This is a genomic window from uncultured Vagococcus sp., assembly GCF_963518325.1.
Lineage (GTDB): Bacteria > Bacillota > Bacilli > Lactobacillales > Vagococcaceae > Vagococcus_D.
Window position 1 is genome coordinate 266,169 of the sequence record NZ_CAUQJB010000003.1, and the last position, 21,282, is coordinate 287,450.

General features: G+C 40.0%; 23 protein-coding genes. 19 read left to right on the forward strand and 4 right to left on the reverse strand.

Going from position 1 to position 21,282, the window contains the following annotated elements; translation table 11 throughout:
* Nucleotides 1–14 precede the first annotated feature (14 nt).
* The 8 genes from RWN13_RS04580 to RWN13_RS04615 all read left to right on the forward strand — a co-directional run bounded on the left by RWN13_RS04580 (nt 15) and on the right by RWN13_RS04615 (nt 7,298).
* Entirely contained in the window at nt 15–368 is a 354-nt protein-coding gene (locus tag RWN13_RS04580; RefSeq protein ID WP_314060905.1) for a hypothetical protein, read from the forward strand.
* On the forward strand, nt 349–1,083 hold the full coding sequence (locus RWN13_RS04585) for a WxL domain-containing protein (RefSeq protein WP_314060906.1): 735 nt from the start codon (nt 349–351) through the stop codon (nt 1,081–1,083). Before RWN13_RS04580 ends, RWN13_RS04585 begins: the two co-directional genes overlap by 20 nt.
* A gap of 64 nt (nt 1,084–1,147) precedes the next feature.
* On the forward strand, nt 1,148–1,873 hold the full coding sequence (locus RWN13_RS04590; RefSeq protein WP_314060909.1) for a WxL domain-containing protein: 726 nt from the start codon (nt 1,148–1,150) through the stop codon (nt 1,871–1,873).
* 21 nt (nt 1,874–1,894) lie between these two features.
* Nucleotides 1,895–2,593, forward strand: coding sequence for a WxL domain-containing protein (locus RWN13_RS04595; protein WP_314060910.1), 699 nt, complete (start codon nt 1,895–1,897; stop codon nt 2,591–2,593).
* A gap of 75 nt (nt 2,594–2,668) precedes the next feature.
* Nucleotides 2,669–3,802 carry a DUF916 and DUF3324 domain-containing protein gene (locus tag RWN13_RS04600; protein ID WP_314060911.1) on the forward strand — a complete coding sequence of 378 codons (1,134 nt, stop codon included), beginning with the start codon at nt 2,669–2,671 and terminating at the stop codon, nt 3,800–3,802.
* A gap of 68 nt (nt 3,803–3,870) precedes the next feature.
* Nucleotides 3,871–4,437, forward strand: coding sequence for a hypothetical protein (locus RWN13_RS04605; protein WP_314060914.1), 567 nt, complete (start codon nt 3,871–3,873; stop codon nt 4,435–4,437).
* 177 nt (nt 4,438–4,614) lie between these two features.
* A complete protein-coding gene (locus RWN13_RS04610; RefSeq protein WP_314060916.1) occupies nt 4,615–6,078 on the forward strand; it encodes a helix-turn-helix domain-containing protein in 1,464 nt (487 codons plus the stop codon).
* Nucleotides 6,079–6,257: 179 nt separating this feature from the next.
* Complete coding sequence (locus RWN13_RS04615; RefSeq protein ID WP_314060919.1) at nt 6,258–7,298, forward strand: AI-2E family transporter; 1,041 nt, start codon at nt 6,258–6,260, stop codon at nt 7,296–7,298.
* A gap of 7 nt (nt 7,299–7,305) precedes the next feature.
* On the opposite strand, the gene RWN13_RS04620 is transcribed toward RWN13_RS04615, so the two are convergent.
* From RWN13_RS04620 to RWN13_RS04630, 3 genes are all read right to left on the reverse strand, one after another.
* Complete coding sequence (locus RWN13_RS04620; protein ID WP_314060920.1) at nt 7,306–7,614, reverse strand: hypothetical protein; 309 nt, start codon at nt 7,612–7,614, stop codon at nt 7,306–7,308.
* Nucleotides 7,615–7,681: 67 nt separating this feature from the next.
* The gene (locus RWN13_RS04625; RefSeq protein WP_314060923.1) at nt 7,682–8,833 is read right to left on the reverse strand and encodes a M56 family metallopeptidase; all 1,152 of its coding nucleotides are present in this window, start codon (nt 8,831–8,833) and stop codon (nt 7,682–7,684) included.
* An 8-nt stretch (nt 8,834–8,841) separates the two neighbouring features.
* Nucleotides 8,842–9,195 carry a BlaI/MecI/CopY family transcriptional regulator gene (locus tag RWN13_RS04630; protein ID WP_314060925.1) on the reverse strand — a complete coding sequence of 118 codons (354 nt, stop codon included), beginning with the start codon at nt 9,193–9,195 and terminating at the stop codon, nt 8,842–8,844.
* A gap of 112 nt (nt 9,196–9,307) precedes the next feature.
* Here RWN13_RS04630 and RWN13_RS04635 point away from each other — a divergent pair, with 112 nt between their 5' ends.
* Entirely contained in the window at nt 9,308–9,613 is a 306-nt protein-coding gene (locus RWN13_RS04635; RefSeq protein WP_314060926.1) for a hypothetical protein, read from the forward strand.
* Between the two features lie 324 nt (nt 9,614–9,937).
* Here RWN13_RS04635 and RWN13_RS04640 read toward each other — a convergent pair whose 3' ends face one another.
* The gene (locus RWN13_RS04640) at nt 9,938–10,657 is read right to left on the reverse strand and encodes a DUF975 family protein (protein WP_314060927.1); all 720 of its coding nucleotides are present in this window, start codon (nt 10,655–10,657) and stop codon (nt 9,938–9,940) included.
* A 534-nt stretch (nt 10,658–11,191) separates the two neighbouring features.
* Here RWN13_RS04640 and RWN13_RS04645 point away from each other — a divergent pair.
* The 10 genes from RWN13_RS04645 to RWN13_RS04690 all read left to right on the forward strand — a co-directional run bounded on the left by RWN13_RS04645 (nt 11,192) and on the right by RWN13_RS04690 (nt 21,100).
* Entirely contained in the window at nt 11,192–13,984 is a 2,793-nt protein-coding gene (locus RWN13_RS04645) for a SpaA isopeptide-forming pilin-related protein (RefSeq protein WP_314060930.1), read from the forward strand.
* Entirely contained in the window at nt 13,981–14,922 is a 942-nt protein-coding gene (locus RWN13_RS04650; protein WP_314060933.1) for a pilin N-terminal domain-containing protein, read from the forward strand. Before RWN13_RS04645 ends, RWN13_RS04650 begins: the two co-directional genes overlap by 4 nt.
* A 66-nt stretch (nt 14,923–14,988) precedes the next feature.
* Nucleotides 14,989–16,092 (forward strand): LPXTG cell wall anchor domain-containing protein, encoded by a 1,104-nt coding sequence (locus tag RWN13_RS04655; protein ID WP_314060935.1) that lies wholly within the window; start codon nt 14,989–14,991, stop codon nt 16,090–16,092.
* Between the two features lie 181 nt (nt 16,093–16,273).
* Nucleotides 16,274–17,287 carry a class C sortase gene (locus RWN13_RS04660; protein WP_314060937.1) on the forward strand — a complete coding sequence of 338 codons (1,014 nt, stop codon included), beginning with the start codon at nt 16,274–16,276 and terminating at the stop codon, nt 17,285–17,287.
* Nucleotides 17,284–18,201 carry a class C sortase gene (locus RWN13_RS04665; protein WP_314060939.1) on the forward strand — a complete coding sequence of 306 codons (918 nt, stop codon included), beginning with the start codon at nt 17,284–17,286 and terminating at the stop codon, nt 18,199–18,201. Before RWN13_RS04660 ends, RWN13_RS04665 begins: the two co-directional genes overlap by 4 nt.
* Complete coding sequence (locus RWN13_RS04670) at nt 18,191–19,099, forward strand: class C sortase (RefSeq protein WP_314060941.1); 909 nt, start codon at nt 18,191–18,193, stop codon at nt 19,097–19,099. The genes RWN13_RS04665 and RWN13_RS04670 overlap by 11 nt, the downstream gene beginning before the upstream one ends.
* Nucleotides 19,100–19,604: 505 nt before the next feature.
* Nucleotides 19,605–19,754 carry a hypothetical protein gene (locus RWN13_RS04675; RefSeq protein ID WP_314060944.1) on the forward strand — a complete coding sequence of 50 codons (150 nt, stop codon included), beginning with the start codon at nt 19,605–19,607 and terminating at the stop codon, nt 19,752–19,754.
* 287 nt (nt 19,755–20,041) lie between these two features.
* Nucleotides 20,042–20,146 carry a putative holin-like toxin gene (locus RWN13_RS04680; protein WP_314060946.1) on the forward strand — a complete coding sequence of 35 codons (105 nt, stop codon included), beginning with the start codon at nt 20,042–20,044 and terminating at the stop codon, nt 20,144–20,146.
* 372 nt (nt 20,147–20,518) lie between these two features.
* Nucleotides 20,519–20,623 (forward strand): putative holin-like toxin, encoded by a 105-nt coding sequence (locus RWN13_RS04685; protein ID WP_314060946.1) that lies wholly within the window; start codon nt 20,519–20,521, stop codon nt 20,621–20,623.
* A 372-nt stretch (nt 20,624–20,995) separates the two neighbouring features.
* Nucleotides 20,996–21,100: a putative holin-like toxin gene (locus RWN13_RS04690; RefSeq protein ID WP_314060946.1), complete on the forward strand. Its 105-nt coding sequence runs from the start codon at nt 20,996–20,998 to the stop codon at nt 21,098–21,100.
* The last annotated feature ends 182 nt before the right edge of the window (nt 21,101–21,282 follow it).

Consider the following 21,282-nt stretch of genomic DNA (forward strand, 5'->3'; position numbering starts at 1 on the left):
GAGGTCTTTCGATCGTGAAAATCAAACATAAGTGTTACTGTCTGCTCCTGTTTGCAATCTGTTTTGCCAGTTTCCAATTAGGTACAGTAACGGGGTTGGCGGAAAAGCAAAAAGAGACAACAGAACAAAAAGTGACCGATTATGATTCAAAAATTGGCATTGGCTTTTCAGAGAAGCGGCATTTCTTAGAATTACCAAAAACCGGTGATCCGATTAACCCAACAACTAAAGGAAGCCGATTGCCACAAACAAATGACGTGATAAATACATGTCTTACTTATCTAGGTGTAACTCTAGTAGGTATCAGCATGATGATTTATAAATTCAGTAACGGAAGGAAAGAGAATAATGAAAAACAGTCTAAGTAGCTTATTAATATGTGGGGTTATGATCCTAGGGGCACCAACCACTTTTGCAGCGGGTGTGGGTAATGTCAATGATGAGGAACGCAAGGTTGATTCTGATGTGACGGTCACCTTAACGCCAGCAGATGAAGGCGGGGAAGACGGTGGCGGCAGCACGACACCTGAGGATAAAAATGATCCAGATGGTACAACTGGGATGAAAGGGAATCTAACGATTGACCAAGTGATTGTCTTTAATTTTGCCGAAACAAAAATCACTGGGGAGTCTCAAAATGTCAAACTAACATCACCAACTCGCCAAAATATTCAAGTTACCGATAAACGTGGGACAGGGGCCGGTTGGAAATTACAAGTCACTCAATCCCCGTTGACAAATGGCAAAGAAAATGCTGAGTTGAAAACTCTGAAAGGTGCTTATATCGATTTTCCAGTAGGAACAGTCGTTAGAGGGAAAGGCGTTCAAGCCGAAGCAACAGCGCCAGTAGCCTCTAGTATTTCAAATAAAAATATTATTGGTACGCCTCAGACCTTACTGACCGCTGCAAGTGAAACCGATGCAGGCATGGGCACGTGGAAAAGCTATTACAACGTGAAAACAGATGCTGACCCAGAAGTTGCTAAAACAGAGGAGATCACCTTGTACGTTCCCTCAGGTAACTATGCTGGTGAATACAGTGGCACTTTAACCTGGCAACTATTGGACAGCCCAACCCTATAAAACGCTTGAGCAAAAAAATTCCGCCTCGTGGAAACATGAGGCGGATTAAAGAGGAGAACATAAAATGAAAAAAGAATTGTTAAGTTTAGCATTATTAACAGGCTTAGTTGTAGCCCCAACCTTCACAAAGGCCGATGAAAATAAGACGGTCGATGGCAATGTGACCTTGAAAACGCCAACGACAGCCCCCTTGGATCCACCAGACATCGAGCCACCAGTTGGTCCTTATGACCCATCAAATGAGTTATTGAGAATATCTGCCGTGACCCCTTTGGATTTTGGCAATGTGACCTTGACTTCTTCCTTGATGAAGCCAGTGGCCCAACTCTTTAGTTCAGAAGGGAAAGACTATTATCCAGGTGTTTTGGTAGAAGATCTTCGGGGGACAGGAACGGGCTGGAATTTAACTGTCGGACTGTCGACATTTGCTGAAACCACAGAAGGTGGTGAGTTAAAAGAGAATGGCAATACCTTAAAAGGGGTTCAGCTAGTTTTTCCAACTAATGTCACGCCTGAAACCGTTAGTGATTCAGGCATTGTTGTCAGCAATGTCCAGCCTGAGTATACCGCAGGCAGACTTGAGGCCAATGGTAATGGGACTCATCGTCTTCTTTCAGCGGGAATCGATCGAGGTATGGGGGCTTGGCAAGTTAGTTTTGCACCAAAAGACCAAGAGGAAGCAGGCCTTACAGCCCAACCCCTGACTCTGGAAATTCCAGCAAATAATAAAATCGGCTCTTATCAATCAACCATAACGTGGACAGTGGCAGACGGACCAACAGCGCCATAACAACCAGAAAGGACAGGCTAAATGAAAAAAAAATCGGTTATAATGGCAAGCCTATTACTGGTGACCGCATTGGCCGGGACTCAAGGTCAAGCAGCTATTAAGGAAGCAGAAAGCAATGCCACGATTAAAACAATTCCGGGAGATGGGGCCACAGCACCGGTTGATCCTGATAACCCAGATCAACCTCTAGATCCATTGAATCCAGAGGAAGGGGAAGCAACTGGGAACGAAGGGGCCTTAACGATTGATTACATCCCTCATTTGAACTTTGGTAATCAGATTAAAATTGAAACCAAGCAAATGGAAGTTAATTTGAAAAATGAGACCACTCCTTTTGCCCAAGTGACTGATAAACGGGGAAATGGTGAAGGCTGGACCTTAAAAGCCTCACTGAGTCAATTTACCGCCGAGAATACTGGTCGGAGCATTAGAGGCGCAGCCATCGAATTGAGAGAACCAGAGGTAATGACCTCAACCTCTAATGTGTTACCAGAAGACGCGCCAACAGCTAAGAGTCAAACTCTTGAAGCAGGAGGCCAAACCAAAGTCCTAATGACCGCTCAAAAAGATCAAGGGCGAGCAACTTGGTTAGTGAAATACCCTAAAAGTGGGGGAGAAAACAGTAACATCCGATTTACCGCACCAGCTGCTAGCTTGGACGCTCAGACATTTTATAAAGCCGCTATTACTTGGGAGTTATACGATGGCCCAACTATCTAAAGCAGCAAGTCGAATTGGCTAAAATTGGCGTAGGCAGATTGTTTTGCACTGGTAACCAACTTAGTAAACAATCAGATGACTGGGGCAACAGCCCCGGTCACTTGTGATGAAGAATTGAATAAACATGAAGAGAGTGTTGAAATGAAACAATCATTAAAAACCATCATGAAATTAGCTGTCGTCCTTTTCAGCGTATTCCTATGGCCAATCCAAATTCAAGCAGAGGACACTGAAGGATTGGCTTTTTCCATGTCGATCAAAAAACCTGAGAATATGGCCAATGAGTCTCTCACTTACTTTGACTTAAATGTAGAAAAAAATCAACAACAGGCTTTGACAGTGATTGTGACTAATACTTCAGCTAAAGCAGTCAGTGTGGACGTGACCCCAACCAATGCTTGGACGAACCAAAACGGGGTTTTGGATTATTCCCCTCATAAAGAGCTGGATCCTAGTTTAACTTATCCGTTTACCAGCTTAATCAGTGAGGCCCAAGTAGTAGAAGTTCCTGCAAATGCCTCAAAAGAGGTCGAGTTCAGTTTAAAAACACCAGTGGACTCCTTTCAAGGGATTATCTTAGGAGCCTTTGTTGCGAAGCAAAAACTCACTGAAACTAAGGAAAAATCAACCTCAGGGGTCAAGATTACCAATGAATTTCAATTGGTGAAAGCTGTTGTCCTAAGAGGAGAGGTACCACGTGATAAACCAGAATTAGCTCTAAATGAGGTTCAAGCAGCCCTTGTCAATTACCGGACAGCCGTAACAGCCAATCTTCAAAATAATCAACCCGTCATGTTTGGCAAGCTCAAAGTGACGGCAAAGATTCGTAAAAAAGGCAGCTCAGAGATCTTAAAAATCATCACAACAGAAGGGATGGAAATGGCACCTAATTCCAACTTTGATTTTCCTATTATGTGGGGCAACCAACCATTGGAGCCTGGGGATTACCACTTGGATTTAGAGGCAACAACCGTAGCTGATGAGTGGCAGTTTTCGAAAGAATTTACGATCACGAAAGCCGTCAGTGACAAACTTAATAAAGAAGCCATTGAGTTGAAAGAAACCAACAGTTGGCTCTATTGGATCGGTGGGGGATTACTATTCCTGCTTATTGTGTTGGGAACCGTTTGGATCATAAAAGAGAAGAACCGAGGCACAAAGAAAAGGAAAACTAAAAAGAGACTTAAGGCAAGTCGTCATCAAGTATAGTTTCCCCAATTGTTCATTAATTAAAAGGGTCGATAAAAAAACCAAAAGATCAAGTAAGGAGATTCGCTATGAGAATTGGTATTGTAAATAAAAAAAATACCTATCAACAAATTGAACTGATCGGCACATGTGATGACATTGTCATTGTAGAAGAAGAAACCATTACGAAAGATTCTTTTTTGAGGTTAATCAACGAAAACTTAAGCCATGAGCTAATAATCACAGAATTAAGTGTGATACCTCTTAGACTAATCCAGTTATTACCTGGCTTTAAATTATTAGTCAAACATAATAAACGACTGACTTTTATCAAAAAAGATCTCAATCAGAACTTAACGGATCAGGAATATTTTGATGAGTTATATCGGCTAATTTTATTTGAAGAACAGGTAATGCAAGTTCGGACAAAAGTGGGGATTGAAAAAGCCAGAGATGAGGGCATCATCATTGGACGTCCTCCGATTGCCGATGAGCAAGCCGAACGCATCCAGCATCTCTATCAGTATGAAAAGAAAACCATTAGAGAAATTGCTGAAACTTGTTGTGTTTCGGTCGGAACAGCCTATAAATATGCCACACAGCATAGTGATAACAGGGCGATAGACAATCAAGAATGTAACGAAACCGTACAATGAATGAGAGCTTACGACTTAGCGCCTTGGCAGGTAAAAGCATGCCTAGGCGTTTTTTTTGACCGTATTTCGTTAAAAAAGGAGAAAATGTCATGGTAGGATAAATAATAGGCCAATAAGCCATTCAAGTAATTACTAAACTGATGTTCTGAGAACCGATAAAATAATAGGAGTAAATAAATGAAAAGATTATTGTCAAAAGAAAATTGGCGAGCGCTACTGCTAATTGAGCAATTATATGAAAAGGAGTGGGTAGTCAGTGACAGGCTTATGGGAGTCATTAAGTGCAGTGAGCGAACACTGCGCTCAGATGTTCAAAGAATCAATCAGCTGATTGAACCCGCCACTATTGAAACCTCACTTAAAACCGGCTTAAGACTGAGAATTCCAACTAGCCACTCCATGAAACATATCTATGCTATTTTACTTCGTGAGAGTCCTAATTTTCTAATTTTGGAAACACTGTTTTTTTCTGATTTTGATAGCTTAGTTGATCTTGCTCGTGAGGTATACCAAAGCCTAGCTTCACTAAACCGTTCAATCAGCCAAATCAATCAGATCACCTCTGAGATGGACTTTAGGATTACCACGAAACCACCTATTAGAATAGCGGGAAATGAGCGGGAAATATTAGCCTTTTTTAGGAGTTATTTCTTTGAAAGGTATGAGGGGGAATTTCCGTTTAATCAGGAGAAGTTTCAAGAGGTGTTAGCCGTGTTAAATCAGTTTTACGGTACCCATAAGCAGTTTATTTTTATCATTAATTTCACAATGCTTGCCCTTTATATTTTTATTAAAGCGACCAGACTTCAGCAACAGTCGGAATCACTGTCGCATGCTCAGACCAGTATCTGTCCCATTTCAGAGGAAATTATCCGTTTAAATCAAGACTTATCTAATTTAACGGGCCTAAGGGAATCACATGTCTTTTTTTCCGATGACTGGAGTCAAATCAATGAGGATATATATTTTTGTTCTTATCAAAATTTTCAAAAAGGCATCCAAAGATTTCCAGCAGTTAAAGCCGAATATGACAGGTTCCGTGAATTGACCATGTTAATTGACGAAGTCTTGATAGGTGGCATCAACGATCATGAGTTGTTTATATTTCGGTTGTATTCTTTTCACTTAAGTGAGCAATTAGTTCGGCCAATTCTCTTTAATTATCCAGAAGAGACGCTGGCAACTATCGCAGCTAGTACACCCTATTTTTATGAGAAAATTAAGGGCCTATTAGTGAAATACATTCGAAAAAATCACAATTATGTTTTGAAGACTCTGTTATACAATGTGATGAGTGCCTTCGATAATTTTTCAACTGTCTCTCGCTTGAATCAGCCAGCCTTTAGAATCGGCTTATACACAAAATACAATGGTTTAATTGTAACAAACGATCAGGAGTTCCTAGAAGACGTCTTTGGAGATCAAGTAGAAGTAAGGGTGATTCCTTTTAGGGGTTGCCAAAAAAGTATTAGCCTCCAAGGGGATTATGATCTAATTATTACAGATATTAGCGACTGTCAACTGAAGGGAATTGAGGTTCTGTCTATTGCTTATGAAATAACCGAAAGAGAAATCGGCATCGTAAAAGAGCTTTATGACCATTTCTTAAAGAGAAAAGCCGCCAGTTTGTTTGATGGCTAGCTTAAATCATGACGCTCATGCCCCTTTGAACAAGAATCAAGAGGCCGTTATGATCTATTTTGTCGGATGAAAAGATAATAATGAATAAGGAATCAAACAATGAAACGCTATACTAGAAACATAAGGGCTGAACACAATAGTCAAAGCTAGCCATCAATGAAAAGGACGTGAACAACAAGATGACGATGTATCAAAAATTCACACAAAATATCTTTCTTAGACGATTATCTGTATTAGGGGTGATTATCCTTACTTTAATTCTCTTAAGAGGAATTATGTCCCTGTTATTGTTGACCTTTATCTTTACGTATTTAGCAAGTCAGCTAGTGAGCAAGGTTAGAGCACGGTTAAACCTGTCCTCAACTATCTTAGTAGGGGGCCTTTATTTTTTGATTGTAGCGGCCATTCTATTAATTATCCTTAAATCTGTCCCGGTTATATCGAAACAATCACTACAGTTGTACAATAGCTTAGAAACCTTCTACACACAACAAAGTCAAGGGGATGAATCGACAAAAAATATTATCTTTAAGTATATCAGTAAGGGATTACCCTACTTAAAAAGTCAATCCACTCATTTATTAAGTTCAGTGACCAGTTTGATTGGCATGATCGTTACGTTATTTATGTCGTTTATATTGAGCTTCTTTTTTATGATTGAAGGAGACAAAGTCAGTCAGTTTGCTTCCCTCTTTCTAAAAGGGAAGAGTGCTTGGTTTTTCCAAGATGTTCAATTCTTAGGAGGGAAGTTTACTAAAACCTTTGGGGTTGTCATAGAAGCGCAAGTCATTATTGCCTGTATTAATACATTGCTGACAGGAACGGCTTTATACATCATGCATTTTCCCCATTTATTAAGTCTAATGCTGATGGTTTTCTTGTTTAGTTTTATTCCGATTGCCGGTGTGGTGATTTCTTGTATTCCTCTAAGTTTGTTGGCCTATTCCAATGGCGGCATTAAAGACGTGGTTTATATATTACTAACTGTCATGGCCGTCCATCTTTTGGAATCTTACGTCTTTAACCCAAAATTAATGTCCAGTAGAACGAAACTACCGATTTTTTGCACCTTTTTAATTTTAGTCATTAGCAACTATTTCTTTCATGTCTGGGGACTAGTTCTAGGAATACCAGTCTTTATGTTTATCTTAGATTTGATTGGGATCAAACCAGTCGAAATAAAACAACCAAAAAAATCCAAGGGAATTCCCTTGGATTGAAACAATCTTAATTGATATAACCATCATATAGGGCTGTGTTTTTATCAACAGTTTGATAACGTTTCAGTGTTCCAGATTTACTTCCACGAGTGTAGAAATAAGTAGCGGGTGGCGTTCCTGCAAATTTGACTTTGATGTTGACATATTCGCCTTTTGAAGCAGCAAAAGGGGCGAACTCCGATGCTTGCGGTGGCGTGGAAAGAACTTCAATAACCACGCCAGGATCAGCAGGTTGTTCTGCTTCTGCAGCAAAAATTTGAAGCGGGAGCAGAAGAGTTGATAAAACGATTAAACAGGCGACGATTTTTTTCTTCATATTAAACACCTCTATTATTATTTGTAAATGTCCACAATAACGGTGTTTAAGGGATGTGCCTCTTCAGCTAGTTTTCAGCCAGATTCTCTAAGTAATCGGTCAGATGACTACTGTAGGTTTCCAAGTATTTTTGCGTTTGCTCGACGGACATGTTGTCAATTTCATCTTCTGATTTAAGGCTAGGGAAGCTTGAGGCAGACTCGACTACGGGGGCCACCTCTTCGACAAGCGGCTCACCTTGAATGTCGATGACTTCTTCCACCACTGGTTCCGACTCGATGACTTCCTCCACTGGTTGTGCTAATGTAACATCGGTAACAACTTCTTGATAACCAAGAAGAGAGGTTAAGAAAATCAAGGCTGTCCCAATGGTCACCAGATAGACACCGATAGCATGTTGGGGTTTGTTGAGCTTCATAATCGTTTTAATCCGATCGGCAACAGGTGATGAGACTAGACTGGCTTGACCGTTACCATCGATTCCTTTAATGGCGTTAACCAACAAGAGCTCAGCATATTCTTGACGTTTGGATAAACCAAAACGCTGAATGACCACTTCGTCACAGGCTTTTTCAATATCCTCTGATAACAAATAATCTAATAACCAAACCAAAGGATTGAACCAGTGAATGGCACAAAGAATCGTGCTCCAACGTTTAATCAAGACATCATTGTGCTTGATATGAGTCATTTCATGAGTAATAATATATTCCATCGCCACAGGGTCTACTTCAGTTAATAAGGACTGAGGTAAAATAATTTTTGGCTTTAAGACACCGTAAGCGAAAGGTTGTAAGATTTCATCAGAATAACGAATCTCAGTCTTTTTATTAACGCCTAAAGTCTCAATCCAGATTTTTTCAATGCCACTGGTTAGAGGTAAACTGGATTTAGCCAGAAAATCAACTTTTCGGTAATCGATAAAAAATTTTGTCAACGAGATAATCGTGCCAATTAAGTAAAGAATCAGGATAATTGTTGAGGTCTTGACTAAAGCATTCTGACTATTCGCTTGAAGGATGCTAGTCGTTAGTCTAGTTGCTGTAGGATGGATAATCTTTAAGGTGACACTCAAAGGAATAGTCAGACGCACCATACAGATCAGCCACAATATCTTATACAAACTGCTAGGCATGCCCTTCTTGAACAAAATTTTGATTAGAACAATAAAGACAAGTAGTAAACAATATTTAGTGAGGTATTCATAAACAATAGCCATGATCGACCCTACTTATTTTCTTCAATAAATTTAAGCAAGCTTTGAGCCTTTTTGGCAGTCAAATTTTCATTTTTCGCCAAAGCAGCTAAAAAGCGATCATAAGAGCCATCGTACATATCTTGGACCAAGGCTTCAGTCCGTTCATCAGCGACTTCTGCTCGGGTGACTAAGGGTGTACATAGAAAATTAGGATCCGTTCGTTGAACCGCTTGTTTCCCAATGGCTTTTTTAATAACCGTATAAGTTGTATTGCGATTCCATCCTATTTTTTCAGAAAGGATTCGGGCGATGTCACCGGCTGTCATGGGACCATGTTCCCATAAAACGTCCATAATATTTAGTTCAGAATTTGATAATTTCATTAGGGTAACCTCCAATTTTACATGTGATACAACGGTGTTGACTAATAATGATGTCAATGCTATTCTACACGTAGAAAGATACATAATCAAGGGGATAACTAGGAGAGATAAGTTGAAACGAAAAAAGTTAAGGGTGATTCTAATCTTTTCCAGCGTGTTACTGATAAGCATGATAGCCATTTTATTTTTAAACAGAGGCAATCAGGAAAAACAAGAGACCAAAGAACCAGAGTTAAAGAAAAATGGCGAGAGATGGATTCAAATCGTTCGCACATCGGAAACAGAACCAGAAGACTTCTATTTATACAATAATGGTGATCTATCTGGTTGGCTAGAAGTTAAATTAATTGTGGCGAAAGAAGGCCTCTATATCGCCACATACATGGGAAAAATCCATCGAAATCGGTTAGATTTTTGATGGATTTTGGTATGTCTGGGTAAAATGAAAAAGAGGAGAGATAGAAGTATGGGGAATCAACTACGACTAACAGAAGTAATTGATTGCATGAGTGAATGGGGAATTGACTTATGCCTTCTAGCTTCCTCGTTATCTAATACTACCACGTGACTAACTGTGTAGTCAATGATTCTTAGCCTAAACTCATGGTTTAGAGAACATTTCTAATTAGAATATCATTTGTCTTTTAATTAAGAAAACGTTATTTCAATTCTCAATAAAATTAAAGGACTGCCAAAAAAGCGCTGCTCACAGTAAAGTGAATAGCGCTTTTTACGTTCAAGTCTAGTCTAAAGCATTTACTTTTAAATTGTCATAAAAAGCAGCTGTTGTGGCAGAAACATAGGGATTTAACCATAAGTAGCCGATGCCAAAGGTTAATGTAGCCAAAATATACCAAGGTATAAAGCTTAAGTAAAGGACGAATAATTCCATCTTGTGTCCATCCATTAGTCGGCGACTAGCAGTGATCGTATCCAAAAAGCCCATCTTAGTACCTGTTTCCTCATACACATCGTAGTAAATGAAATAGCTTTGAGAATAAGCAAAGGATTTAATAACCCCTGGAATAATCAAGAGGAGCGCCCAAAGGAAGGTAAAGAGACTCGTCAAAATATAAAGTGCGATAATTCCCCATAAAAACGGAGACTTAAAAGCCCGAAAGGCATCGCTAAATGGACTGATAGTCTGTTTACGATTGCGCAATAAATCCAAGTAAGTCCAAGAAATTCCAGCACTGAAAATAGCGGCCAACAGTCCGCCGAAGAAGCCCGACCCACCTCCAGTACTGCCACTGCCTACATCTGACATGTCGGCGCTTGAAGCGGTCATTGAGGGAATGTCCACTCCTAGAATGATAAGCGTTCTGTAAATGGTAAAGCCCATAATAGCGGCGATTGCTAAAGCGATGAGAGTTGGAATTAAATTAAGTAAAATGGCTGATCCCCACCGACCTTTAAGCAGTTGTTTTGCTTCGGTTTTTAGTTCTGACCTAGTTTTGGTCATGATTGTCACTCCTTTTCAAGTTTTTATTATACTGTTTCATCGATAGTATAACATAAACTTGGGTATTGACTAACTAATACGATTTATCCGTTCAATATGTTAACGATTTTTATTACAATTAAAACCTAAACAACAACTATTTTGATAAATCCGTTCAAAATCAAGCGAAAGTTCATCGGTTGACTGTCGAGCTGCACGACAAAAAACAGCATGTTTGTATAAGATTTTCCTTATACAATATAGTTTATACAAGAGTGACCTTTCTTTCCTAGTATGCTTGCCTATTGTTCTAAAAGTGTCGATCAATTGTTGTTAGTGAAGTAATGAACAGAGAGAGTATGGCTTCGATCACTGGAAGACCTACAAAAGAGTGAGACAAAAGAAAGGGCGATGAAAAGCCACTATTAAGAAACCAAGGATAGGTTAGGTGGGTCGCTCTTGGAATAGTGATAAAGGAGCACGAGGAACAAGGAAAAGAGAAACTGAGTGTTCTTAAGGACACATAAACTTAATTGTAGAAAAGAGTTGAAGTGAGTGACAAACAGAAAAAAACGAAAAAGAGCCCTTGCCATCTGTCTTGTAGTAACCTTTAGTTTGTTAGTGTTCTGGCTACCAAAAAGAGAGTTCCTTCGAGCCAATCCAGTAACTGAGGAGGCGACGAGTCACAACCAGTCTGTTAGAACAAACAGTCAGACGATGGCAGAAGCAAAAAAAGATCGACAAACCAGTGGCGAAGTCACTTATAGTATCCCTAAAGTAGAAGGCTCACGATTACCACTTGAGCAGCAAGACCTACCTTCTGTTAAAGCAAAGGACAAGTCCTTATTAAAAGCCGCAGCTCCCCGAGCAACTTTTAACGGCGATCAGTATGTAACCAGTAATAAGTTGATGAGAAAAGACACACAAATTGTTAATGGCTCAGAAATGGAGTTTAATACCCAATACGACTTAACTTATAATTGGGCACTGCCTGATAATACCTTCCATCAGGAGGATGTCTTAATTTTTACAATTCCCAAGGAATTTATCGTTGTAGATCAGCTTGATTTTAAGGTCTATTCACCAGAAGGTCATTTAGTTGGTCTGGCTAGTGTTGAGGGAGACGACGTAATGGGTTACAGGATTGAACTAACCTTTACGACGGATTATGTCGACCAGCATTCCAATGTTAAAGGCAGTTTTTATTTTTCAACGATGCTAAATGACCGTTACGTTAATAAGGGGGATTCGACTCTCTTGCCTATTCCTGGAGGCGACATTACCATTACGGTTCCAGAAGGTGGCGGATCGGGCGGTACTGGGGGAGCGGGAAATGCTACAGCGGATGAAAAAAAGGGGCAGCAAGACATTTATCAAGGCACGAAAAAGATTCGTTGGCAAATTATTTTAGGACGAGACACGATTTTAAAAGGCAAAGACTTATCAGATTTGGAAAGTGTCATCGTAGAAGACCAACCAGATAAGCAGCGCTTAGTCCCTTACGATAATAATGAAACTGGGAATTCCTTTGCTTGGGAAGTCACCAGCTACGTGAGTGACCTAGCGTATACGTCTAACTACATCAGCAAAAATCAATTAGGGGTAGCAGCAGATAACCGTTCATTTTCTCATGAAATACTTCCTTATTTATTGGCACAAGAGGAATATGCCGTTAATGAAGGAACCCATTTTAGAACCTATGAGTTGAATTATTTTACAGTGCCACTGGACGACACTTACAGCCAAAATTTAAAAAATAACGCCTCGATTAAGGTGCGTTATAAGGATAAAGATGGTAATCCAGGGACTGATGAATGGGTTCTGACTGACACCGTCAAATGGACTGTCGGTGGTGGCGAAGCTGAAGCAGACAAAGGCACAGTCAAGATTGTTAAGACTGATACAGATACTGCAAGCCCCTTAAGCGGCGCAACCTTTGACTTGTATAAAGTCGGTTCACCAGCACCAATCGTAACGGACATGAAGACCAATCCCAATGGAGAATTGACCCATACCGGCTTGACCTCAGGAGATTATTACTTCATTGAAACGGCCGCTCCAACAGGATATGACTTGCCCTTAGCACCTCATAACCGCTTTGATTTTAGCCTTTCAGGTGAAGATATTACCAAGGAGACCACAGTTGAAGTGCCAATTAAGAATAAAAAGCTAGATCGGAAATTCAACTTAAAAAAAGTCGATGAAGAAAATAACCAAAGCTTAAGTGGCGCTGAATTCACCTTGGAAAAACAAACCAATGAAAGCTGGCAAAAGGCTAACGAGACGACGTACACAACAAGCGAAAAAGGGGAACTCTCCTTAGGTGAAAAGGAAATTGCTCTTTTAGGCAATGGGACGTATCGTTTTAAAGAGATGAAAGCACCGATGAACTATGAAATGCCAGACAATCCCTATACAGACAGCTTTGAAATTACGACTACAGAAGTTAGGCCAGAAACTGTAACGAAGAAGAACCATCAGTTAAATCACCGTATCACCTTGGAAAAGGAAGGGGAAAAAGCCTCTGGTTTGTTAGCCAACACAGAGTTTATCATTCAAGGCCAAAAATCGACCAATTCATGGGAACAAGATGGGAATAAAATCTTTAGAACAAACGCCCAAGGTAAACTAATCATTGATAACACCACTGATCCAGACTTACTGGCGACCATGATCAAGGACTATCCTACACCATACAAAAGCTTTCGTTTCAGAGAAACCAAAGCACCTACTGGCGGTTATCAAGATCCTCAATATAAACCAGGAAGCGAAGCGCCAGGTAGTCCAGGGGATCAGTTTTCCGTAGTAATTGACATGGAGACCCTTAAAAAGAGTGATAAAAGTTTGGACCTAACGTATTCACTGGAAAATAAATTAGTTCGCTATGATGCCCAACTGTCAAAAGTGGACGGCCTAGGAGAACCTTTGAAAGGCGCTGAATTTTCCATTTGGGAAAAAAACAGCTCAGACAAGCAAGTGATAACAGGCACAGACCAAGGGATCTTTCATTTTAAAGACCTGGTTATTGGCGTGACCTACATCATTAAAGAAACTAAAGCACCAGAAGGGTATGGTCTGCAAGCTTATGAATATATCATCAACTTGGATATAAATGGTAACTTAACCGTCTTGCGAGATGATACAGAGGGAGAGGCTATTATCTTAGTAGCAGGCAAAGATTATGACTGGGACGGTCAATCCTTACAATTGTCTTTTAATGTAGTTAATAAAAAAATTCATGATATTCCTGTAACAGGTGGAATGGGAACCTATTTATACATCTTAATAGGTACTGTTTTGATTGGCACCGGTTATAACATAAAAACAAAGAAAAGAGGTTCTTTATGAAAAAAAATAGAGCAAAACAAGTTTGGATGAGCGTCCTTATGTTGATTGCCATCTTAGGATCATCGCTGGGAGGGGTTACCGCCTTTGCACGGGTGATGAATGTAGAAAAAAGCGGTAGTTTGACCATACATAAGTATTTAAATCCCGATATTACGCCGATTGAAAATGGTGGCGGGGGATTTGAAGGAGATGGCACGAGTGGGACTAAACTGCCGAATGGGACTACCAATACAGGTAATGGTGAAACAGTGCCTTTACCCGGCACTGAATTTTCTGTTTTTGGTCGCTTAACGGAAAAAGAGCTTGGCCAATTACTAGACAGTGGCACAAGCTATGATCCGATTGATCCCAAACCATTGGATACGTTAAAAGTTAAACAATTTATGGATGGTAAAACAGCTGATTATAAAGGGGTCACAAATGAACAAGGGCAAGTCACTTTTGGTGATCTCCCTATTAATACAGTTGATTTAGCTGACAATTTATATTTGGTCGTTGAAACGAAAACACCGACTTCAGGTGCTGATGGCAAACCCATCGTTCAACAAGGCTCAATGCCGGTTTTAGTGAATGTACCTTCAACCAATCCAGCTACAGACAGCTCAAAAGAAGTTAATAATTATAGTTACGACGTTAATCTGTTTATGAAAAACTACAATCAGTTAGAACCAGAAATCGGTAAAACAATTGATAAAACAACCCATTCGATCGGTGAGGAAGTTAAGTACACACTGACTATTTCGCCACTATCCTTTGATATGAATGAGTATCAGGAATTAGAAGTGACAGACGTCTTAGACGAAGCCTTGAATTTTGAGGCACTAGGGGCGGTTACCTTCCATTTAGGAAATGCCAAAGATGCCACAATCACCATGCAACCAGGCACTGACTTTATTGTTACAACGCCAAACAAAGGCGAAAACGGCACAATCAAGTGAATATTCACCCAAACGGGTATTCAAAAATTATCAGGTATTCAAGCTGGCGATGGTTCAAACCTTCAATTGCGATTTACGGCTTTAACCAATGAGAAAGCCAAACCTAATCAAGCTATTCCCAATGATTCTACCTTGGATTTTATTAATAAATGGGGGTATGGCACAAAACCACAACCGCCACTGCCAGGTAATCCTGATCCGAAAGAACCAACGTCACCGAAGCCATCAGAAGTGGTTAACACGATTTTCGGTGAGCGTTACTTTGAAAAATTGGATAAAGCTAACAATACTATTAAACTTCAAGGGGCAGAATTTATTGTCCGTAACACATCAGTAAACCCTGTAACGGCTCTTAATGAAGCCAATCAATTAGTGACCTATCCAGCCAATACCTTGTTGTATGGCATCATTAAAGATGGTCAAATTATCGGCTGGACGAATAATGGTGCGGCCGTAACAGCCGATGTGGCAGCTAGCAAGCCAGGGGAAAGCAAATACACCATTACCTCAGACGCCAAAGGTAAATTTCATGTAGAGGGTTTAGCTTATACTAATGAGATCAACTACCGCAAACAATACATTTTTTCTGTGATGAAAATAGCCAACAACAACGGCACGCAAGTCGAAGTAGTGGATCATTATGAGTATGTAACAGCGGCGCCTCGGACAACAGAAACTACCCAAGCGGCCATTGATGCCGAAATTGCAGGTATCATTGCGAAGCACCCAGGAACTGAATCGGGTGACGGAGCTTGGAAGCTTTACAAAGAATCAGAAGCGGATCCGAAAGTCATTGGTTCAAATCCAACGGAGATGATTGATTATTTAGGCAAGGCGATTAACGATTACGAATTGATTGAAGTGCGGGCGCCAGAAGGCTATGCACCAATTGAAAAGGCCCCGCAAGATGTCGCCAATGGGACAACCGAAAAAGATCCTTACGAGCATCCCTTTAAGTTCACCGTGCCAAGTATGGATCAAGGGTTACCCAATTATAATAATAACGAAGAAACAGAAATCAAAGTACCAAATGCTAAAATTCCAAGAATCCCGATTACTGGGGGAGTAGGAACCGTCTTATTCATTTTAGTTGGAGTTGGACTAATGGGTGGTGCTTATATCTTGCACCGTAAAAAAGAAGAGCCAAACTCAGCCAAAAGAACTAAATAATTAGGCTAAGACTGATTGATTTTTTGACACCCCGCATAAGACATTCTTGTGCGGGAATCAAAAAATGAAGGCAGTCAGGAAGTAAAAGACCAAATCTATCAGTTAAGATAATTAATTTGAGTGTTTCAATCATGAAAGAAATTGAAAGATTCACCTAATTATCTTGAATGACAAAAAGTGAGTGATTTCCATCTATCAAAAAATAACAAAAAAAACGATCATCAAACTAATTGTTTGGGGACTATACATCATCGGCTTTGTCTTTTTAGTCTATCCATTTGCTAGCAACGCCTATCATCAGTCTCTCCAAAAAAGTGTGGTAAAAGAGTACCAGGAAAAAGTGGCGCAACAGGATACTAAAGAACTGGCAACCATCAAAGAGAAGATGGCGGATCATAATGAGCGACTAGTCGATCAGCAAGCCGTGATGAGCCCAGAAAACTTTGGTGTTGAAGCAGAACGAAACGTTCAAAAAGGGATGGCCTCGCCAAAACGAGAGGCATTGGGAGAGGTGATTGCAGTCTTAGAGATTCCTAAAATCAATCTGGAACTGCCAGTCTATTATGGAACAAATAGCCAGCAAATTTCTAAGGGAGCAGGAGTCATGGAGGAAACCTCTCTTCCTTTTGGCGGTAAAGGAACTCATTCAGTCATTACTAGCCATCGGGGATTACCCACAGCCAAATTATTTACCGATTTGCCAGAACTCACGTTAACTGACTTATTTTTTATTAAAATAGCTGGCGAAACCCACGCTTATGAAGTAGACCGGATCAAAGTCATTGAACCAGAAGATTTTAGCCAGTTAGAAGTTGTAAAAGGGCAAGATTATATTACCTTGCTGACCTGTACGCCTTATATGGTGAATACCCACCGCTTGCTAGTTCGCGGACATCGAGTCAACCCCTATACATCAGCTATTCGAAAAAAAGCCGTCAAAGCAGGCCACTGGCACCAGTTTAAAAAATACGCGATGTATGCCTTAGTAGCCTTAAGCATTTTCATTCTTTTTTATTTAGTGAAAGGTTACCGTGACAATAAGGGTGGCCAAAAGACCAAGGGGCAAGTCAAAAAAAGAAAAAAAAGTCTCAAGCCAATAGATGACAAACTGCCAACGAGTCAGGAAGTAATAAGGAAGAAAAAACAGAAGGGCCGTAAAAAACGACGCAAGTATAGAGTTAGGGGAATTAAATGAAGGTCGATCGCAAAGAGAAGGGCAACCTCATAAAAAAACGGCGCTCCAAAGGGTCAAATAAGACTAAAAAAAGTCGTAAAAGAGTCGCGAAAAAGAAAGTCGCACTTTATCTGGTTTATTGTCTGGGCATGTTGCTCTTCGCCTATCCTTTTGCCAGCAACTGTTATTATAAGAGGCTCCAAGGACAGGTTTCTAAGGAGTATGATCAGCAGATAGCAAGAAAAAGTCCCCAAGAACTGTCGGCTATTAAACAAGGAATAAGGGCTCACAATAGTAGCCTCTATGATCAGGAAGCTCAATTGACCGGACCATTTATTGAAGTCAACCAGAATTATACAAAAAAGGAACAAGGACTTTTAGGTGATGTTCTAGCCTTGCTAGACATTCCTAAATTGCGGATAAAACTGCCCGTTTACCAAGGAACTAGGGAATTTCAGTTACAACAGGGAGTCGGATTGTTGGAAGGTTCCTCTGTTCCTTTTGGTGGGGAAAACAGCCATTCTGTGATTACTGGACACAGAGGGTTGCCATCAGCCAAATTATTTACCGATTTGCCCAATTTGGCGATAAAGGATCAGTTTTATCTCAAAATCATTGATGAAATTCATGCCTACGAAGTCGATCAGATAAAGGTAGTCGAACCTGAAGAAATCAGTGAGTTAAAGATCGTTGCAGGTCAGGATTATGTCACCTTACTAACCTGTACCCCCTACATGTTAAATACCCATCGCCTGCTGGTTCGGGGGCACCGAATTCCCTACGAGGCCGAAAGTCGTGCCACACAAACCACATTAGCCAACCATCATTATTGGCAGGAAGTGACCGTGTATGCTGTTATATTTTTGCTGATGTTGTGGTGGATCATGATGCGGAATTATTTAAAAAAGAGAGAGGTGAAAAATCATGTGGCGTAAACGACTATCACTGATTTTATTTTTATTAGGACTAAGCTTAATTTTAAGCCTCCCAGTCCACGGCCTCTGGACCTCTTTAGTCAATTCAAACAGGCTGGAAGCATATGAGCAACATGCCCTCAATTATCAAATTTCACCAGAGTTGTTTGATCTCATAGACAAACAGCTAACTGAAAGTAATTTAGAAAATCCAGAAGACCCGTTTGCCCAGAAGTCTGAGAAGGCAAATCAAGGCCTTATTTTACCAGATGAAGCGGTTGGACTTATTAGAATGCCGTCAATTAATGAGACAATCCCTTTGTACATGGGAGCCTCTGATATTAATCTAGCAAATGGCTCGGCCCATATTAGTGGAACGGACTTGCCTCTAGCAGGTATGGGAACACACACGGTCATCGCTGGTCATCGAGGGTATTATGGTCAGCCTTACTTTCTCTATATTAACTATTTAGCCCCCGGCGACCTGATTTATCTCTCATACTTAGGTAAAGAGGCGGTTTACATTGTCACGGGAAACGAATTAATCAGTCCCACAGATGGGATAACCTTATCAGAGCGCTCACCTGATATAGAATGGCTCACCTTGTTAACCTGCCACCCTTTTCCAACAAATCGTCAGCGTTTACTCGTTCATTCGAGACGATTGAGCGCTGAAGAAGTGGCCAAGATTCAGAGTGAAAAACTTGATACAACGAGCAGAAAAGATTTGCTTTCAGGAAATGAAGACCAAGACAATCCAACTGACGAACAACCTAAACAAGAGATATCTCCGAAAGGTTTTACAAAAAAAATCGCTAAAATTGGCCAATATTCAGACTGGTTGTGGGTAAGTGTACTAATTTTAGGCGGTAGTTCTCTCATTATTACTTTTTGGCGTTTATTAGGGACATGGTTGTAAACTACGCCATCACTTTAAAATAACCTAGATCTAAAACTAAGCAAAGGAGGGATTAAGCATGAAGGGAATCAAAAAGAATTATCTGGCAATCACCTTATTTTTTCAAACTCTCATGGGGACAACTTAGATTATATTATCAGGAGCGAGCACTCCAGCAAGACCTTAAATGGCGAATCCGTGGAGAAAAACGAAAGTGCAAAAGGGAAAAAAATGAATAAGTACATCCTTGAGATATACCAATAGAATAAGAATATGAAAAATGACTCTTTCGATGGCTGCATAGGGCCCTGTTAGTGAGGGTCAACCATTTAGGAAATAAACCCAGCCATTCAGGCACTATAAAGCAAAGACGTTTAACTTTCCTTTATAGTGAAACTATCAGGGATAACCGCAAGCATGATACAGCTGTTCTCAGATACCAAGTATCCTTGATTGAAAGTTGGGAAAGTGGCCAGCTTTCAACAACTGACTAGCTATAGCACTCAATTGAAGGGAGGGTCACTTTATGAAATTCAAACATGTTATTCTTTTCTCTGTATCAGAATTCAATAAGAACAAAGCAAAACAAGGTTATTTTCCACAAGATGGCACTGTGATTAATGCCATGATCAATGCGACAACCTTAACCAACTATATTGCTGTGGGCTTTGAGTAATTCGATTCATCATAAAAAGGCTTATTGAGATTCCGCTTAAGGATGTCATTAAGTGTTTTTATCTGCTAGTGATATCAGTAGGTTATCTCGAAAAAACGTTAGGAACTCAATTAACTAGACGAGTCGTTAGATAGAGTTGAAAAGATATGAAAACCCTTGTTGTGTATAGGTTTGTGATGTTTTCTGTGGTATGATAAAAGGGTAGAAAAGTGAATGACGGTGGCTATCCTGAATGGAGGTGGTGCGTATGAGAATACACACAAAATCTAGGAAAGGAGAGGCCTTCTTTGTCCGCAAACGAGACGATCCAGTTGATGATTGCTTTTGGTATGTTTACCATTGCGTTGATCAAACTGATCGTGGACTTGCTGAAAAATGACAACGACAAATAACCGCTCACAAACTTTAGCCAGTTTAGCGGTTATTTGTCGTTAAATAAAGCTACCGTCTTATACGGTTCTACTTGGAGGACATGTAGAAGCATGTCCTCTTTGTTTACTTAAATTATAGCATGATTTTCACCAAGATATCAATAAAATAGTCATTTCTTTTAGAAGTAAAAAAGAGGGAGGACACGTCGGCTTTTAGGGGGCTGAAAAAACAAAAAAATAATCTTAAAAGATAGGAAAACCCTTGTTGTACATGGGTTTGTGATGTTTTCTGTGGTATGATAAAAGGGTAGAAAAGTGAATGACGGTGGCTATCCTGAATGGAGGTGGTGCGTATGAGAATACACACAAAATCTAGGAAAGGAGAGGCCTTCTTTGTCCGCAAACGAGACGATCCAGTTGATGATTGCTTTTGGTATGTTTACCATTGCGTTGATCAAACTGATCGTGGACTTGCTGAAAAATGACAACGACAAATAACCGCTCACAAACTTTAGCCAGTTTAGCGGTTATTTGTCGTTAAATAAAGCTACCGTCTTATACGGTTCTACTTGGAGGACATGTAGAAGCATGTCCTCTTTGTTTACTTAAATTATAGCATGATTTTCACCAAGATATCAATAAAATAGTCATTTCTTTTAGAAGTAAAAAAGAGGGAGGACACGTCGGCTTTTAGGGGGCTGAAAAAACAAAAAAATAATCTTAAAAGATAGGAAAACCCTTGTTGTACATGGGTTTGTGATGTTTTCTGTGGTATGATAAAAGGGTAGAAAAGTGAATGACGGTGGCTATCCTGAATGGAGGTGGTGCGTATGAGAATACACACAAAATCTAGGAAAGGAGAGGCCTTCTTTGTCCGCAAACGAGACGATCCAGTTGATGATTGCTTTTGGTATGTTTACCATTGCGTTGATCAAACTGATCGTGGACTTGCTGAAAAATGACAACGACAAATAACCGCTCACAAACTTTAGCCAGTTTAGCGGTTATTTGTCGTTAAATAAAGCTACCGTCTTATACGGTTCTACTTGGAGGACATGTAGAAGCATGTCCTCTTTGTTTACTTAAATTATAGCATGATTTTCACCAAGATATCAATAAAATAGTCATTTCTTTTAGAAGTAAAAAAGAGGGAGGAC